Here is a 15,908-nt window from a genome sequence, read left to right as displayed (position 1 = left end):
ATGAAGAGAATATTGAGCTGGACGTCGCATTACCTCACCGGTATCCCCGACTGGGTCCGGAAACGCAAGGCGCTCGTGTTGTTGATGCTTGCCGTCGCCACCGCCTTCTTCGTCGCCGGGATGTCGAAGCTGCAGTTCGACTTCACGATCGAACGGTGGCTCAAGCAGGACGACGCGGCGTTCGTCGCGTACAACGAGTTCCACGACCAGTTCGGCAGCGACGACGGCGTCGTGATCGTGTACCGCCCGAAGGACGGCAACGTCTTTTCCGCCGCGTCCCTCGCGGCCGTCAAGGGCATTCGCGACGAGCTGCTGAATTACCACGCGAAGGTCAAGGCGGGCGAGGGTTCGGCGCTCGACCACGTCGTCAAGGTCGACACCCTGGTCAACGCCCCGGTGCTGACGGTCAGGCGCGACGCGATGGTGTCGCACTGGCTCGTCGGGGACACGGTTCCGCGCGGCCAACAGGCGCTGGCCGCAATCCGCAAGACCGCCTGGTCTGAACGGGACTTCCCGTTGAAGTATTTTTCGAAGGACGAGAAGTACGGCGCCATCTACATCAAGACCGATTTCGGCGCGATCCCGGTGAACGCGGGCGATGCGACGGCCGCCGGCGGGACCGTCAACATGACGGTGGCCGCGCCGCGGGAAAAAGCGGGCGGCGCGGAGGAACCGCTGCGCTTCAAGCCCACCGACATGGCCGATTACGTGGCCCTGAACGCCGCGCTGAACACGATCCTGGCCAAGCCGGAATATGCGTCGCACCTTGACTTCTACAAGGTCGGCAATACGATCGACTCGGAAAACCAGGTCAAGATGGGCAAGGAAATGGGACTGCTGTACATGGTCGGCATGCTGATCATGCTGGCGACCCTGTTCATGATTTTCCGCTCGTTCGCCGGGGCGTTGTGGCCGGCGGTGATCATCGTCCTATCCACCGTCTGGACGTTCGGCATTGCCGGCTGGCTGGGCCTGTCGATCTCGCCATTCGTGATCCTGACCATCCTCCTGATCCTGACGATCGGCATGGCCGACGTCACCCACATGACGTCCAGCTATCTCTACTTCCGCACGCACGGCCACGAGCCGGCCGCGGCGATCCGCGAGGCGTACGAAAAGGCCGGCCTGGCGTGCTTCCTGACGACGATCACGACGATCGCCGGCATGCTGTCGCTGTTGTCGGGCAGCCTGGTCCCGGTGATTAATTTTTCGCTGATGTCGGCCATCGGCGTGGGCGTCGTGTTCTTCCTCACGATGCACCTGCTGCCGGTGCTGCTCGAGATCTGGTCGCCGGCGCCCGATCCGCGGCGCAACCGGGGCCTGGCCGGATGGATCGCCCGGTTGATGCCGAACTTCGTGCCCGCCCTCCAGCGCGCGCTGGACAAGATCGTGCCGGCGGTGGAACAGCGGCCGTGGACCTTCATCGCGCCGTTCCTGCTGTTGTTCGTCGCATCGGTCTGGGGCGCGCTGCACGTCAAGGTCGACTACAGCGTGTACGACCAGTATTCGAAGCAGTCGAACTTCTACCAGGCCATCAAGCTGCTGGACCAGAAGATGGCGGGTTCGTCGCAAATGTCCCTGTACGTCGACCTGGGCGAGGACAACGGCTTCCAGGACCCGGCCGTGCTGCGCGTCGTCGACGACCTGCAGCACAAGTTCGAACAGGACTACGCCAGGTACGTCGTGAGCACGGGGTCGATCGTCAACGTCGTGAAGGACGCCTACCAGAAGCAGAACGACGGGCGTCCGGACATGTACGTCATCCCGTCGAAGCGCGAGGTGCTGTCGCAGACGCTGTTCACCTTCAACGTGGCGAACCCGGAGGAGCGGGAGAAGCTGGTCAGCGAGACCTACCGCAAGGCGAACATCACGGTGACCCTGCGTGGCTACGGCTCGTCCGAATACACCAGGGTGTTCGAGCGCATGAAGCAGGACATCCATGCGTCGCTCGACTTGATCAAGAAGGATTACCCGAACGCCAAGGTCTCGATCACCGGCCTGTTCGCGATGGGGATGAAGGCGGCCGACTATCTCGTCATGAACGAGCTGCAAAGCTTCGGACTCAGCCTGCTCGTCATCTCCGGCATGCTGCTGGTGATCTTCAATTCGTTCAAGGCCGGCGTGGTGTCGCTGATTCCGAACATCGTGCCGTCGTTCCTCGTGCTGGGCGTGCTCGGCTGGCTGCGCATCCCGCTCGATTTCTACACGATGATGCTGGCGCCGATCGCGGTGGGCATCGCGGTCGACGACACCATCCACTTCGTCTCCGTGTACCGGACCGAGGTCCTGCACGACGGCGACGTCAGGCGGGCGCTGGTCGATACGGTGAAGGAGTGCGGACAGTCGACCGTGTTCGCCTCGATGATCCTCGGCTTCGGGTTCGGCATCATGTCCGTCGCCACCACGCCGGGCCTGGCCAGCCTCGGCAAGCTCGGTTTCCTCGCCATCTTCTCCGGCCTCGTATGCGAATTGTTCCTGACGCCGGCCCTGATCCTCGTGTTCAAGCTGCGGTTCCAGGGAAAACAGGGCGGCCTGGCTGCACAGCTGGCCGCCGCGCACTCAACGTGACATCGAAAGGACCAGCCATGAAGTTTGCAATTGGCGCGCACCTGCGCACCGCCGCGACGGGAGCCATGCTGGCCATGCCGGCCATCTCCTACGCGATGACGGCCACCGACATCATGAAATCGTCGGACGACATGTACCGCAAGGCCTTCACCACCGCCGTCATCAAAGTGAAGCTGTCGACCTGCCGCTACGTGGTCGCGCACGGCGGCATGAACTGCAAGGAGTCGCCGCGCGTGACGGTGCTGGAGGTGGGCGAGAAAAAATGGGGCGCCGACAAAAAGGATTCGCGCGCGATTTCCCTCGTCCTGCAGCCCGTGACCGACAAGGGCATCGGCATGCTCACCTACGAATATGCCGACTCGGACCGGGAGAACGACGTGCTGCTGTACCTGCCGGCGCTGGAAAAAGTGCGGCGGGTGGTGTCGGGCGGCGACGGCAACGAGGACGGCGGCAGCTTCTTCGGCACCGAGTTCTTCGTCGACGACACCCAGCTGAAGAAGGTCGACGACTACACCTACACGCTGATCGGCGACGACGTGCAGGACGGCCGGCCGGTATGGGTCGTCGAGTCGACGCCGACCGAGAAGCGGGCCAGGAAGACGCAGTACGGCAAGTCGCGGCTGTGGGTCGACAAGGAACGCAAGCTGATCCTGCGCGAGGACATCTACAACCGCGCCGGCAAGATGTACCGCCAGCGCCTGAACAAGGACTTCGCCCTGATCGACAACGTGTGGATCGCGCGCCAGCAGACGATGAACAACCTGTCGACAAACCGCATCACGTTGATCCAGAACCTCTCCGCCGCGTACAACAAGGACGTGCCGGACGAGCTGATGTCGGAACGCAGCCTGACCGATTTCACCTTCAAGGAAAAAATCCTGGCCACGCTGCGCAGCCATTACAAGTAAGCCGCAAAGGACGATCATGACGACTACCAGGAATACGGAGCGCGGCGCGGGGGCGGAGGGCGACATCGCGGTGATCGGCATCGATTGCCGCTTTCCCGGCGCCGGCGACGCGGCGCAGTTCTGGGACAACCTCGCGGGCGGCGTGAACAGCATCCGCGAGGTGCCTGCCGGGCGTTTCGACTGGCGCCGCTATTTCGGCGACCCGCGCGAACCGAACAAGACCAACAGCAAGTGGGGCGGCTTCATCGACGACGTCGACAAGTTCGACAACGACTTTTTCCACGTGTCGCCCACCGAAGCGCAGCTCATGGACCCGCAGCAGCGGCTGATGCTGGAACTGTGCTGGGGATGCCTGGAGGATGCCGGCTATCTGCCGGGCAGCCTGGCCGGCAGCGACACCGGGGTCTTCGTCGGCGTGGCGGGGCTGGATTACCGCGAGCTGCTGGAGGCGAAACTGTCGTCCGTGGAAGCGCACCGGTCGACCGGCAACTACCTGTCGCTCGTCGCCAACCGCGTCTCGTATTTCCTCGACCTGCGCGGCCCCAGCGTCCCGTACGACACCGCCTGTTCGAGCGCGCTGTTCGCCCTGCATTACGCGGCGCAGTCGATCAACAGCGGCGAGTCGGGCATGGCGCTCGTCGCGGGCATCAACATCATCCTCACGCCGACCACCTTCATTTCCTTCGCCAAGACCGGCATGCTGTCGCCCACGGGGCAATGCCGCACGTTCGACGCGAGCGCGGACGGCTACGTGCGCGGCGAGGGCGGGGGCGTCATCCTGCTTAAGCGGCTCTCCAAGGCGATCGAGGACGGCGACCATATCTACGGCGTGATCAAGGGCTCCGCCATCAACCACGGCGGGCGCTCGCAGACGCTGACGTCGCCGAACGCGTTCGCGCAATCGCAGGTCATCCAGGACGCGTACAAGCGGGCCGGCATTGCGCCCGACCGCGTCAGCTATATCGAGGCGCACGGCACCGCCACGCCGAAGGGCGATCCGCTCGAAATCACGGGCCTGAAACGGGCGTGGCGCTACCTGGAGCGGCATTTCAAGGTCAAGGCGGGCGAGGCCACGTGCGCCCTCGGCGCGCTCAAGACCAATATCGGCCACCTGGAAACGGCGTCCGGCATCGCGGGGGTCATCAAGGTCCTGCTCGCGTTCCAGCACCGCCGGTTGCCGCCGCTGGTCAACTTCGACCGGCTCAATCCGAACATCGAACTGGGCGGCTCGCCGTTCTACCTCGTGACGGAACTCCAGGACTGGCCCGCGTCCGGGCACGAGGGAGACGAGGCGCTGGTCGCCGGCGTCAGTTCGTTCGGTTTCGGCGGCACCAACGCGCACGTCGTGCTGCAGTCGTACGAACCGGTTCAATAACCCGGCTTTACAGATACCGAGAGACAGGCATGAAAACAGTCAATGCGGAAAAATTCCACCGCTTGTACGGCGTGGAAAAGAAGAGGATCAACTACCAGGACAAGGACTTCGCCGACTACGCGCTGATGGTCGCCGTCTGCGCGGCGCTCATCGGGTTCGCGTACGGGCCGCTGCATCCGATGACCCTCGTCGGCCTGCCGCTGTGCGCGTTCATGCTGGTCACGTTCCCGGCCCGGCACGGCGTGAAGTGGAAGGTGCCGATCGTGCTGCGGCGCCCGCAGGAGATCGTGTATTCGCTCGTGCACAAGGTGCAGAACATCAAGCCGCAGTATTTCATCGCGCTCGCGCTGCTGGTCGCCGAAAACGCGCTCATCGCCGTCACGCCGAACCTGCCGCACCACGTGGCGTGGATGCATACGATGGCGGTGGGGCTGTTCTGGGCGCACTTCATCTTCATCGCGTGCTTCCGCACCGTGATCCTCGCGGCCCACCTGATGAAGAAGGAGCACGTGCGCAACGTGTTGATGGAGTCGGTGTGGAAGTCCAACGTCGAGCGCGAGTCGCGGGTGGTGCCGGAAATCTTCCACGCGTATTGCACCGGGATGCTGACGCATATCGTTTACCTGATCCCGTGGTACCTGGTCATCCGCTACGCGAATTTTTCGCTCGTGTTCATGCCGGCGACGTGCGTCATCGCCTTCGTCCTGCAGAAGTACAGCGTGAAAAACCTGAACGACTGGTTCTATCGCGACCACTGGCTCGGCCACAACTCGGAATTCGACTTCGTCTACCTGCACGGCACGCACCACGACGCGCTGCCGTGCGCCCTGATCGGCGTGGCCGGCAACGGCTACCTGGAGGGCTTCTTCCGCAGCGCGCTGGCGTTTCCGATCCCGTTCTTCAACCCGCTGGCGGCCGCTTTTTTCTACACGGGGGACGTGAAGGTGGACATGGAACTGCACCAGTACATTCCGGGCGTCTATCCGAAGCTGAGCCGGGAATTCCTGTCGGTGATCCAGCATTCGCTCCACCATTACGGCCGGCTGGAGCCGTACGGGTTCGCCATCAACCTGGACCAGCCGATTTCCGCCGAACTGAAAAAGCGCACCAGCGTGCTGCCCGATGAGCTCAAGTATTCGATTCGGCTCGACGAGCAGTTGAACGGCTACGAGTGGGACAGCGCGCGCTTCCGCTGGTTCCTCGACCTCGTGAACAAATACCACGATACCCCGGACGTGCCGCCGCAGGAACAGGCGGGCGAGCTCGATGCGCGGGCCCGGGGTTGAAGCGGCACCGATCGGAGGCGACATGACAATCGACTGGGTAGCGGAGATGTTCGCCGCGCTGCGCGACTGCGGCGAGAACATCGCGATCGTATTCGGGGAAGAGGGGCCGCGCGCGGCGGACGGCAAGCCGCGCTGGTGCGAATTGCCGCACGACCGCTACGACGGCGTCAGCGGCCTGGCGCAGTTGCTGGCCGACGGCGGCGCGCAGGCCGGCCGGCTTCCCGAATGGCGCGGCGATCGCTTCACGTTGTTCACCGGCCTGCGCGGCCTGCTGTCGGTCCTGCATGCGCTGCCGGTCCGGCGGCAGCAGTGGAAGAGCGCTTTCCACTGGACCCGCGCGGTGGCGTTCCTGCCGGCGGAACAGCGCGTGGCGTGGCGGTTTTTCACGCAGGAGGAGACGGCCCGGATCGTCGCCGCGGCGAAGGCGGCCGGCGCGACGGTCAACAGCTACCTGCTGTGCCACCTGGACCGCGCGGTGTCGGCCGAGCTGGTGGCGCCCGGCGCTCCCCGCCGCTGGATGGTGCCCGTGAACCTGCGCGGCGCGGTGACGCGGCCGTCGCCGCAGGCGCCGCACATGTCGTTCTTCGGCGTCGACCTGGAAGGCGACGTGGCGCCGCGCGCGGTCCAGCAGCGCGTCGACCGCCTCAGGCGGCGCCGCTATCACTGGGGCATGTGGATGCTGCTGCACCTGGGTCGCCTGCTGGGCAAGGAAGGCATGCGCAACGACATCCGCAAGCGCGAACGCCAGAAGCATGGCGTGACCGGGATGTTTTCGAACCTGGGCAGCTGGACCGTCGACGGGGCCGGCAGCTGGCTGTTCTGCCCCGCGATCACCCGCGTCTATCCGATCGGCGCCGGCTGCGTGACGATGAACGGCCGGATGGCCCTCGCGCTCCAGTTGCACGAAGCGCTCGGCCGCGACGTGCACTGCACCTGGTCGTTGCTGAACGCATGGAGCGGCGCCTGCTTGCCGCACGCCGCCGCCGACGCGCCCTCAGGTCCCGTCGAAGCACGTCTGCACCTGGTCTCCTGAGTTTTTTTCACCCCAACATAACCACCCATCGAGGCACCAGACATGGTCAAAGCAGGAATCGAAGCAATGAATGTATTTGCCGGCACGGCGTTTCTCGACGTCGAAAAACTGGCCGCGCACCGGGACCTGGACCGCACCAGGTTCGACAACCTGATGATGAAGCAGAAGAGCGTCGCGCTGCCGTACGAGGATCCGATCACGTTCGCGGTCAATGCCGCGAAGCCGATCGTCGACGCCCTCACGCCCGAGGAAAAGAACCGGATCGAGATGCTCGTCACGTGCACGGAATCGGCGTTCGACTTCGGCAAGTCGATGAGCACGTATTGCCACGACCTGCTGGGACTGAACCGCAACTGCCGGCTGTTCGAGGTGAAGAATGCCTGCTTCTCGGGCGTCGCGGGCCTGCAGAACGCGATCAACTTCATCCTGGCCCAGGTGTCGCCGGGCGCCAAGGCGCTGGTGATCGCGACCGATATCTCGCGGTTCATGCTGGAGGAGGGCGGCAGCGCGTTCAAGATGGAGTGGGCGTTCGCGGAGCCGAGCGGCGGCGCGGGCGCGGTCGCGATGCTGGTGAGCGAAACGCCGCACGTGTTCCAGGTCGACGCCGGCGCGAACGGGTCGTACGGCTACGAGGTGATGGACACCTGCCGTCCGTCGACGGATTCGGAAGCGGGCGACTCGGACCTGTCGCTGCTGTCCTACCTGGACTGCGCCGAAAACGCCTTCCTCGAATACCAGAAACGCGTGCGCGGCGCCGATTATGCCGCCACGTTCGGCTACCTGGCCTATCACACGCCGTTCGGCGGCATGGTCAAGGGCGCGCACCGCAACATGATGCGCAAGTTTGCGCGCGGCTTCTCGCCGGCCGACATCGAGGGCGACTTCAAGCGCCGCTTCGGTCCCGGCATCGCGCATTGCCAGCGCGTGGGCAACATCATGGGCGCGACCGCGATGATGGCGCTCGCGAGCACCATCGACAACGGCGATTTCGAGCGCCCGCAGCGGATCGGCGTGTTTTCGTACGGGTCGGGCTGCTGCTCGGAGTTTTTCAGCGGCGTCGTCGGCAAGGAGGGCCAGGAACGGATCCGCCGGATGCGGATCGGGCAGCACCTGGACAACCGCTACGAACTGACGATGGACGAATACGAGGCCCTGCTGCGCGGCAGCCAGGCGGTGCGCTTCGGCACCCGCAACGTCGTGCTGGACACGGATTTCGTCCCCCAGGCCAGGAAGGCACAAGGCAAGCCGGTGCTGTTCCTGAAAGAGATCAAGGAATATCGCAGGATCTACGAATGGATCTCGTGAGCGAAGACGCGTCGTACGACACGCTGGTGGTCAGGTTCGAGGACGACATCTGCTTCGTCCAGATCCACCGGCCCGGCGCCAACAACACGATCGACGATTTGCTGGTGCGCGAGTTCGGCGCGGTGCTGGACCGGTGCGAGGCGCGCGTGAAGATCGTCGTGCTGGAAGGCTCGCCCGAGGTGTTCTGCTTCGGCGCGGATTTCAAGGCCATCCAGCGGCGCGTGGACAGCGGCCAGCCGGGCCAGGTGTTCGACCCTGGCCCCATGTACGACTTGTGGCTGCGGCTGGCGACGGGACCGTACGTCACGATCGCGCACGTGCGCGGCCAGGCCAACGCGGGCGGCATCGGCTTCGTGGCCGCCTGCGACATCGTGCTGTGCGACGAGGGCGCGACGTTCGGCCTGTCGGAGCTGCTGTTCGGCCTGATGCCGGCCTGCGTGCTGCCGTTCCTGGCGCGCCGGATGGGTTTTGCGAAGGCCAATTACATGACCCTGATGACCGAGCCCCTGTCCGCGCGCTGCGCGCACGAGTGGGGCCTGGTCGACGAGGTCGCGACCGACAGCCGCAACCTGCTGCGCAAGAAGCTGCTGCGCCTGCGCCGGCTGTCGAAGCCGGGCATCCAACGCTACAAGCGCTACATGAACGCGCTGGACGATTCGCTGGCGGCGTCCAAGGCGCAAGCGCTGGCGGCCAACGTCGAGGTGTTCGGCGACCCGGACAACCTGCACAAGATCGCCCGCTACATGAAGACCGGGCGGTTTCCCTGGGAAGGAGATTGACCATGCCGGATAGCGCGGTAACGACGCAGGAGATCGAACCGGGCGTCGTGCGGATCACGATGCAGGACCGGGTGAACAAGAACACCTTTTCGCGCGAGCTGGCCGAAGGGCTGATCGACGCGTTCGCCGAGGTGGGTGCGAACGCGCGCTGGCGGGTCGCGATCCTGACCGGCTACGACAGTTATTTCGCCAGCGGCGGCACCAAGGAGGGCTTGCTGTTCCTGTCCGAGGGCAAGGGGCGCTTCTCGGACACGGATTTTTACAGCCTGGCGCTGAATTGCCCCATTCCCGTGATCGCGGCGATGCAGGGACATGGCGTGGGAGGCGGCTTCGTGCTCGGGCTCTTCGCCGATTTTCCGATCCTGAGCCGCGAGAGCGTGTACACGGCCAACTTCATGAAGTATGGCTTCACGCCGGGCATGGGCTCGACCTTCGTGCTGCCCGAGAAGCTGGGGATCGGCCTGGCGGAGGAGATGATGATCACGGCCAGGACCTACCGCGGCGAAGAGCTGCACAGGCGTGGCGTCCCGTTCCCGGTGCTGCCGCGGGCCGAGGTCATGGCGTATGCGCTCGACTTGGCGCGGACCGTCGCGGACAAGCCGCGGGTGTCCCTGGTCACTTTGAAGGATCACCTGGTCGCGCCGCTGCGCGCGGGCCTGGCGCCCGTGATCGACCGGGAACTGGCGATGCACGCGGCGACGTTCGGCCAGCCGGAAGTCAGGGAGCGCATCGAGGCGTTGTTCGGTAATTAAAGGGGGGCATCCAGAGACGAGGGCGGTTTTTTTGTGCGACGTACTGTTCATTCACGAGGTGATCACATGGACACTGGGAATTACTATGTTTTTGGCGTGGGCTCGGGCGCCGACGACCTTCAGTATATCGGCTGGACCGAGAAGTCTCCCGGCCAGGAGCCGCAGCAGATTTATTCCGACCTGGCCGGCAGCGGCCGGGACGACGTCGCGCGCTGGGTCGCGCAGGCGCTCGACAGCGGCGCCATCGACATCTTCGAGATCGAGACGGCACGCTCGGCGGAGGATGCGCGGGAATCCGCGCAATTCTGGGGGGATTATTACCGCTGGCTGGGGCTGGACGTGAAGGCGGTGCTGTCCTGAGCGCGGGCCGGGCGCCCACGGCGGCGCCCGGCGCGGCACACGTCTTCAAAAATGCAGGGCGACGCCAACGGTGAGCGCCTCGATCTTGTAGCCGACGCCGGCGCTGTCCGTGCCCTTGAGCACGCGCACCCACTCGGCGTTGGCCGTCACCGAATCCGTGATGGGAACGTCCACGCCGATCCCGAACGACACGCCATGGTCGGCCGCCGACATGGCGAGGCCGAGCGCCTTGACGCTCGCCGTTTCCTTGCCTTTCGAGTAGCCGAGCAGCACGTACGGCGACGCGGCCGCCAGCGGCAGTTTGCCTTTCGCGTACAGGCCGTAGACGTAGTCGAGCTTGAGGTCGAGGTTCATGCCGTTGAACATCGTGTCGTCGGATTTGACGCCTTGTCCGTAACGGGCCTCGATCGAGACATTCGGCGTCAGGTCGATGCCGCCCTTGACGGCGAGGGCAAGCGGATGGATGGCCGAAGCCTGGTCGCCCTTGTCCGTCATCCGCGAGAAATCCGCGCCGACGTAGAAGTTGTTTGCCGCCTGGGCGGCGGGGGCGGCGGCCAGGACGGCGGTGCCGGCCGCGATGGCGCTGATGATCTGTTTTAACATGAGACTTATTCCTTCGCTGTTGGTGAACAGGCGGAATATAGCCCGCGGGATTTGCCCGGGATACTACACAAGAATGTAGTGATGACGAGACCTCTTCGAGCCCCTGCCCAGGGGCTTTTTTGTCGGCTGTGTTCGCGTTAGTTCTGCGAACTGAAACTGGTTGCAGCGGTCATACGTATCGCCGAGTTAACTCATGGGGAGCGACGATGCGCAGCCTGACGTTCGACGAACTGTTTGCCATGTTGTCGGCGGAACAGTTATCGGCAGCTGACCTGGCCCGGCTGCGGGAATGGATCGCGAGCATCGCGGATCCGACGGAGTGCATCGCGCTGATCGAGACCGCCGCCAGCGGTCGGCCCTGTCCGCGCTGCGGTTGCGGCCACGTCCACCGCTGCGGCCAGGCCAGCGGCTTGCAACGTTTTCGCTGTCTCGGCTGCGGACGCAGCTACAACGCCTTGACGGGCACGCCGCTCGCGCGGCTGCGCAAAAAGGAATGCTGGCTGACGTATCTCCAATGCATTCTGGAATCGCGCACGGTCCGCGAGGCGGCGCGCGTCGTCGGCGTGCACCGCACGACCAGTTTCCGGTGGCGCCATCGCTTCGTGCCCGGCGCGATGCGCGACCGGCCAGCGACGTTGTCGGCCATCGTCGAGGCGGACGAAACGTATCGCCTCGAATCGCAAAAGGGCTCGCGCCGCTTGACGCGCAAGCCGAGGAAGCGCGGCGGCGTGGCGAAACGGCGTGGCATCAATCGAGAACACGATTGCCTGCTCGTCGCGCGCGACCGTGGCGGTCAAACGCTCGACTTTCACACCGGACGAGGGCAAGTGACGACAGAGCAACTACGACATTGCCTCGAGCCGGTGTTACCGGCCGATGTGTTACTCATCAGCGACGGTGCCGTCGCTTATCGACATTTCGCCGCGCAAGCGGGCATCACGCACGAGTGGGTGAACGTGAAGGCTGGCATCCGGGCGCGCGGCGCGATCCACATCCAGAACGTCAACAGCTGGCACAGCCGATTCAAGAGTTGGCTGGTCCGGTTCCGCGGCGTCGCGAGCCGCTACCTGATCAATTACTCGGGATGGCAGCGCATGCTGGATACGCGGCATCTGACGACGCCTGGCCATCTGCTCCGCGCCGCGGTCCAGCTCGGCTAGCCCATTGCAGTCGGACTACTGAAGTAACGCGAACACAGCCTTTTTGTCGCCCTCCCAAAACAACATTTGTGCAAATTCAATTAATTTGTTACAATTCAGGCCTCCCGATCGAGGGCCGAACTTTGCCCTCCGGCGCAGCGCACTCCACACGCTCGCTTCCAATTTCCTGGCAACCGTGCGCGCCACCGGCGCGCTCAGGTTGTGTTCGCCTTGTGCCGGTCTTCCCGGCACACCCACCAGGCCGGCGCAGCAGCGCCGGGCGCATCGCTCTGAAAGGACGAAGACGATGACTCATGCGGTAACACGACTCCGGGCTGCGCGCCCCCAACCCAATAATTTCGTGCTGGCCACCGACTTGGACGGCACCCTGCTTGCCGGCGACGTCGACGCGCGGCGGCGCGTGCGCGAGCTGTTCGCGGCCGCCGAGGCCGCGCGCGCGGGCCAGGGCGGCCCCAAGCTCGTGTTCGTGACGGGACGCGCGCTCGAATCGATCCTGCCGCTGCTGAGCGATTCGACGATCCCCACGCCGGACTACATCATCGCCGACGTCGGCGCCACCGTCGTCAACGGCGACCTGCGCCCGGTCGACGCGATCCAGCAGGACATCGCGGCGCGCTGGCCCGGCTCGCAGGCCGTCATCCGCGCGCTGGCGGGCTTCCCCGGCCTCAAGCGGCAGAGCGTGCCGCAGGAGCGCCGCTGTTCGTTCCTGGTCGGCGAGCACGACGTCACGCCGGCGCTGCGCGCCGCCGTCGACGCGCTCGGATGCGACCTGCTGCTGTCGGCCGGCTGCTATCTCGACGTGCTGCCGCGCGGCGTCGGCAAGGGACCGGCCCTGCTGCGCCTGGCCGAAGCGGCCGGTTTCGATCCGGCGACGATCGTCGTCGCGGGCGACACGCTGAACGACCTGTCGATGTTCGAGACGGGGCTGCGCGGGATCGTCGTCGGCGGCGCCGAGCCGGAACTGGTGGAGCGGGTGCGCAAGCGGCCGCTCGTCCACATCGCGGCCGGCGAGGGTTGCGACGGCATCCTGGAAGGCCTCGCGCACCACGGCGCGATCGCGCGCGACGAGCCCGCGGCGGCGGAGGGCGCGCGCGGCCGGGCGGAACTCGTGATGGTGTACCACCGCCTGCCGTACGACGAGGTGGTGGAGGACGGCGTCCTGCGCCACCGCCGCCCGCGCAGCCCGAACGGCATCATCCCGACCCTGCTGCGCTTCTTCGCCGGCGCGCGCGCCGGTTCCTGGGTCGCGTGGTCGCAGCAGCCCAGCCGCGCGCCCGAAGGCTTCGCGACGCACGTCGACGTCGATCCGGAACGCTACCCGCAGCTGCAGGCCGCGCGCATCGCGCTGACGGCGGACGACGTGGACGTCTTCTACAAGAAGTTTTCGAAGGAAGCTTTCTGGCCCATCATCTTCTCGTTCCCGGACAAGGCCGAGTTCAGGCAGGACCACTGGGAACGCTTCCTGGAGGTCAACCGCCTGTTCGCCGAACGCACCGCGCGCGAGGCGGCCGAGGGCGCGATCGTCTGGGTGCACGACTACAACCTGTGGATGGTGCCGGCGTTCCTGCGGGCGCTGCGGCCCGACCTGCGCATCGCGTTCTTCCACCACACGGCATTCCCGTCCAGCGACGTGTTCAACATCCTGCCGTGGCGCCGCGAGATCATCGGCAGCCTGCTCCAGTGCGACTATGTGGGGTTCCACATCCCGCGCTACGTCGAGAATTTCGTCGACGCGGTGCGCTCGTTCGCGCCGGTCGACCTGTGCGGCAGCACGCCGTGCGCGCCGCAGTTCCTCACCTACGGCTGCGCGCTCGGCGTGGACACGATGACGACGGCCATCGAAGCGGGCGGCCGCCGCGTGAGCCTGGGCGCGCACCCGGTCGGCACGGACGTCGCGCTGATCGAGCGCATCGTGGCCAAGCCCGAGGTCGCCCTGCAGGCGGAGGCGATCCGCGCCTACCTGGGCGGCGCGGCCGGCATCGTGTCGATCGAACGGCTCGACTACGTCAAGGGTACGCTCGAGAAGCTGCAGGCGTTCGAGCGGCTGCTGGAAGCGCATCCCGAGCACATCGGCAAGGTCACGCTGCTGAACATCATCACGCCCGCCGCGCAGGGCATGGAGATCTACGAAAGCCTGCGCGTCGAGGTCGACCGCACGGTGGGCCGCATCAACGGCCGCTTCTCGACGCTGGACTGGGTGCCGGTGCGCTACTTCTACCGCTCGCTGCCGTTCGAGGAAGTCATCGCCCACTACGCGGCGTGCGACATCGCGTGGATCACGCCGCTGCGCGACGGCTTGAACCTGGTGGCGAAGGAATTCATCGCCGCCAAGAAGGCCTGCGGCCGGTCCGGCGTGCTGGTGTTGTCGGAATTTGCCGGCGCGGCCGTCGAGCTGCACGGCGCGCTGCTGACCAACCCGTACGAGGCGCACGCCATGACGCATGCGCTGCACCAGGCGCTGACGATGCGCGAGGACGAGCGCGCCTATCGCACGGCGCGCATGGCGATGATCGTCGCCGAGCACGACGTCGCGCGCTGGGGCGGCGATTTCCTCGCCGCCGTCGAGCGTGCCGGGGCACTGGCCGCGACCGAGGCGAAAGCGGCATGAACGAGGTCGTGCTGAACAACGACCTGACGGCGTGGGCGCTCGCGCTGGCGACCGCCGCCATCGTGTGCGCGCTGCTGCACGTCGCCCGCCGGATCGTCGTCGTGCGCCTGCAGGCGTATGCGCAGGGGACGTCCACCTACCTCGACGACGTCGGCATCCGGGTCCTGTGGGCGACCCATCCGCTGTTCGTCGTGCTGATGGGGATGTACGCCGGCGCGCAATGGCTGGTCCTGCCGGGGAACGGCGCCGCCGTGCTGGCGCGCCTTGCGGTCGCGGCGGCGCTGCTGCAGGTGGCGCGCTGGGGCGACGTCGGCGTGCGCGACTGGCTGCACCACTACCGCGTCCAGCGCAGCGCGCAGGACGTGGCCAGCACCACGTCCACGGCGGCGCTGGGATTCGTCGCGCGCACCGTGCTGTGGCTCGTGATCGTCCTGATGATCCTGGAAAACTTCGGCGTCAACATCACGACGCTGGTCGCCAGCCTCGGCATCGGCGGCATCGCCGTGGCGCTGGCCATCCAGAACATCCTGGGCGACCTGTTCTCGTCGCTGTCGATCGTGCTCGACAAGCCGTTCGTCGTGGGCGACTTCATCACCGTGGACGACATCGCGGGCACCGTGGAATACGTGGGACTCAAGACGACCCGCATCCGCGGCCTGGGCGGCGAGCAGGTGGTGTTCTCGAACAGCGACCTGCTCAAGAGCCGGATCCGCAACTACAAGCGCATGGAGACGCGCCGCGTCGTCTTCACGGTCGGGGTCACCTACGAGATCGGCAAGCGCCAGCTGCTGGCCATTCCGGACATCCTGCGCGAGGCCGTGCAGGCCCAGCCGCAAGCGCAGTTCGACCGGGCGCATTTCAAGAGCTTCGGCGCCTCGTCGCTCGACTTCGAGACCGTCTACATCGTGCAGACGCCGGACTACGCGGTGTACATGGACATCCAGCAGGCGATCAACGTCGCGCTGTTCGACCGGTTCGCGCGCGAAGGCATCTCGTTCGCGTACCCGACCCAGACCGTGTACGTGACGCGGGCGGGCGCGCCGGCCAGGCACGACGGCGGCGTGGAGGAGGCGGCACTGGCATGTAAATGATGTTCGCCGCGGGGGGCGTCGTCGGCGCCATCGGCCGCCCCGGTCGTTGCCGAAGCGGCATGGACGCGCTTGCCGCAACG

The 15,908-nt window shown here is 65.8% G+C and carries 13 protein-coding genes; 12 read left to right on the top strand and 1 reads right to left on the bottom strand.

Annotated features, from left to right (window positions below; translation table 11 throughout):
* From ISF28_RS22755 to ISF28_RS22715, 9 genes are all read left to right on the top strand, one after another.
* Window positions 1–2,568 carry an efflux RND transporter permease subunit gene (locus ISF28_RS22755; RefSeq protein WP_198119456.1) on the top strand — a complete coding sequence of 856 codons (2,568 nt, stop codon included), beginning with the start codon at window positions 1–3 and terminating at the stop codon, window positions 2,566–2,568.
* A gap of 17 nt (window positions 2,569–2,585) precedes the next feature.
* Window positions 2,586–3,476 carry an outer membrane lipoprotein-sorting protein gene (locus ISF28_RS22750; protein ID WP_198119455.1) on the top strand — a complete coding sequence of 297 codons (891 nt, stop codon included), beginning with the start codon at window positions 2,586–2,588 and terminating at the stop codon, window positions 3,474–3,476.
* A gap of 16 nt (window positions 3,477–3,492) precedes the next feature.
* Window positions 3,493–4,851, top strand: a complete 1,359-nt coding sequence (locus tag ISF28_RS22745) for a type I polyketide synthase (RefSeq protein WP_198119454.1) — start codon at window positions 3,493–3,495, stop codon at window positions 4,849–4,851.
* A gap of 29 nt (window positions 4,852–4,880) precedes the next feature.
* Window positions 4,881–6,137 carry a hypothetical protein gene (locus tag ISF28_RS22740; RefSeq protein ID WP_198119453.1) on the top strand — a complete coding sequence of 419 codons (1,257 nt, stop codon included), beginning with the start codon at window positions 4,881–4,883 and terminating at the stop codon, window positions 6,135–6,137.
* 22 nt (window positions 6,138–6,159) lie between these two features.
* The gene (locus tag ISF28_RS22735; RefSeq protein WP_198119452.1) at window positions 6,160–7,170 is read left to right on the top strand and encodes a hypothetical protein; all 1,011 of its coding nucleotides are present in this window, start codon (window positions 6,160–6,162) and stop codon (window positions 7,168–7,170) included.
* 42 nt (window positions 7,171–7,212) lie between these two features.
* On the top strand, window positions 7,213–8,475 hold the full coding sequence (locus ISF28_RS22730; protein ID WP_198119451.1) for a hydroxymethylglutaryl-CoA synthase family protein: 1,263 nt from the start codon (window positions 7,213–7,215) through the stop codon (window positions 8,473–8,475).
* Window positions 8,463–9,254, top strand: a complete 792-nt coding sequence (locus tag ISF28_RS22725) for an enoyl-CoA hydratase/isomerase (RefSeq protein WP_198119450.1) — start codon at window positions 8,463–8,465, stop codon at window positions 9,252–9,254. The genes ISF28_RS22730 and ISF28_RS22725 overlap by 13 nt, the downstream gene beginning before the upstream one ends.
* Complete coding sequence (locus tag ISF28_RS22720; protein WP_370663487.1) at window positions 9,251–10,006, top strand: polyketide synthase; 756 nt, start codon at window positions 9,251–9,253, stop codon at window positions 10,004–10,006. The genes ISF28_RS22725 and ISF28_RS22720 overlap by 4 nt, the downstream gene beginning before the upstream one ends.
* Before the next feature lie 66 nt (window positions 10,007–10,072).
* The gene (locus ISF28_RS22715) at window positions 10,073–10,366 is read left to right on the top strand and encodes a hypothetical protein (RefSeq protein WP_198119448.1); all 294 of its coding nucleotides are present in this window, start codon (window positions 10,073–10,075) and stop codon (window positions 10,364–10,366) included.
* 45 nt (window positions 10,367–10,411) lie between these two features.
* Here the strand turns inward: ISF28_RS22715 and ISF28_RS22710 are convergent, their stop codons facing one another.
* A complete protein-coding gene (locus ISF28_RS22710) occupies window positions 10,412–10,969 on the bottom strand; it encodes a porin family protein (protein WP_198119447.1) in 558 nt (185 codons plus the stop codon).
* Window positions 10,970–11,175: 206 nt separating this feature from the next.
* Here ISF28_RS22710 and ISF28_RS22705 point away from each other — a divergent pair, with 206 nt between their 5' ends.
* From ISF28_RS22705 to ISF28_RS22695, 3 genes are all read left to right on the top strand, one after another.
* Window positions 11,176–12,129, top strand: a complete 954-nt coding sequence (locus ISF28_RS22705; RefSeq protein WP_198119446.1) for an IS1595 family transposase — start codon at window positions 11,176–11,178, stop codon at window positions 12,127–12,129.
* A 340-nt stretch (window positions 12,130–12,469) separates the two neighbouring features.
* The gene (gene ggpS, locus ISF28_RS22700; RefSeq protein WP_198119445.1) at window positions 12,470–14,737 is read left to right on the top strand and encodes a glucosylglycerol-phosphate synthase; all 2,268 of its coding nucleotides are present in this window, start codon (window positions 12,470–12,472) and stop codon (window positions 14,735–14,737) included.
* The gene (locus ISF28_RS22695) at window positions 14,734–15,828 is read left to right on the top strand and encodes a mechanosensitive ion channel family protein (protein WP_198119444.1); all 1,095 of its coding nucleotides are present in this window, start codon (window positions 14,734–14,736) and stop codon (window positions 15,826–15,828) included. The genes ggpS and ISF28_RS22695 overlap by 4 nt, the downstream gene beginning before the upstream one ends.
* The last annotated feature ends 80 nt before the right edge of the window (window positions 15,829–15,908 follow it).

The sequence above is a fragment of the Massilia rhizosphaerae genome, assembly GCF_016093545.1.
In the GTDB taxonomy this organism is placed as follows: Bacteria; Pseudomonadota; Gammaproteobacteria; order Burkholderiales; family Burkholderiaceae_D; genus Telluria; species Telluria rhizosphaerae.
Note: the sequence above shows the minus strand (reverse complement) of the source record. Positions and strands in the feature narration are given on the sequence as shown.

Coding starts and splice junctions, on each gene's coding strand:
- ISF28_RS22755 (WP_198119456.1), top strand. CDS start 1: ATGAAGAGAATATTGAGCTGGACGTCGCATTACCTCACCGGTATCCCC.
- ISF28_RS22750 (WP_198119455.1), top strand. CDS start 2,586: ATGAAGTTTGCAATTGGCGCGCACCTGCGCACCGCCGCGACGGGAGCC.
- ISF28_RS22745 (WP_198119454.1), top strand. CDS start 3,493: ATGACGACTACCAGGAATACGGAGCGCGGCGCGGGGGCGGAGGGCGAC.
- ISF28_RS22740 (WP_198119453.1), top strand. CDS start 4,881: ATGAAAACAGTCAATGCGGAAAAATTCCACCGCTTGTACGGCGTGGAA.
- ISF28_RS22735 (WP_198119452.1), top strand. CDS start 6,160: ATGACAATCGACTGGGTAGCGGAGATGTTCGCCGCGCTGCGCGACTGC.
- ISF28_RS22730 (WP_198119451.1), top strand. CDS start 7,213: ATGGTCAAAGCAGGAATCGAAGCAATGAATGTATTTGCCGGCACGGCG.
- ISF28_RS22725 (WP_198119450.1), top strand. CDS start 8,463: ATGGATCTCGTGAGCGAAGACGCGTCGTACGACACGCTGGTGGTCAGG.
- ISF28_RS22715 (WP_198119448.1), top strand. CDS start 10,073: ATGGACACTGGGAATTACTATGTTTTTGGCGTGGGCTCGGGCGCCGAC.
- ISF28_RS22710 (WP_198119447.1), bottom strand. CDS start 10,969: ATGTTAAAACAGATCATCAGCGCCATCGCGGCCGGCACCGCCGTCCTG.
- ISF28_RS22705 (WP_198119446.1), top strand. CDS start 11,176: ATGCGCAGCCTGACGTTCGACGAACTGTTTGCCATGTTGTCGGCGGAA.
- ISF28_RS22695 (WP_198119444.1), top strand. CDS start 14,734: ATGAACGAGGTCGTGCTGAACAACGACCTGACGGCGTGGGCGCTCGCG.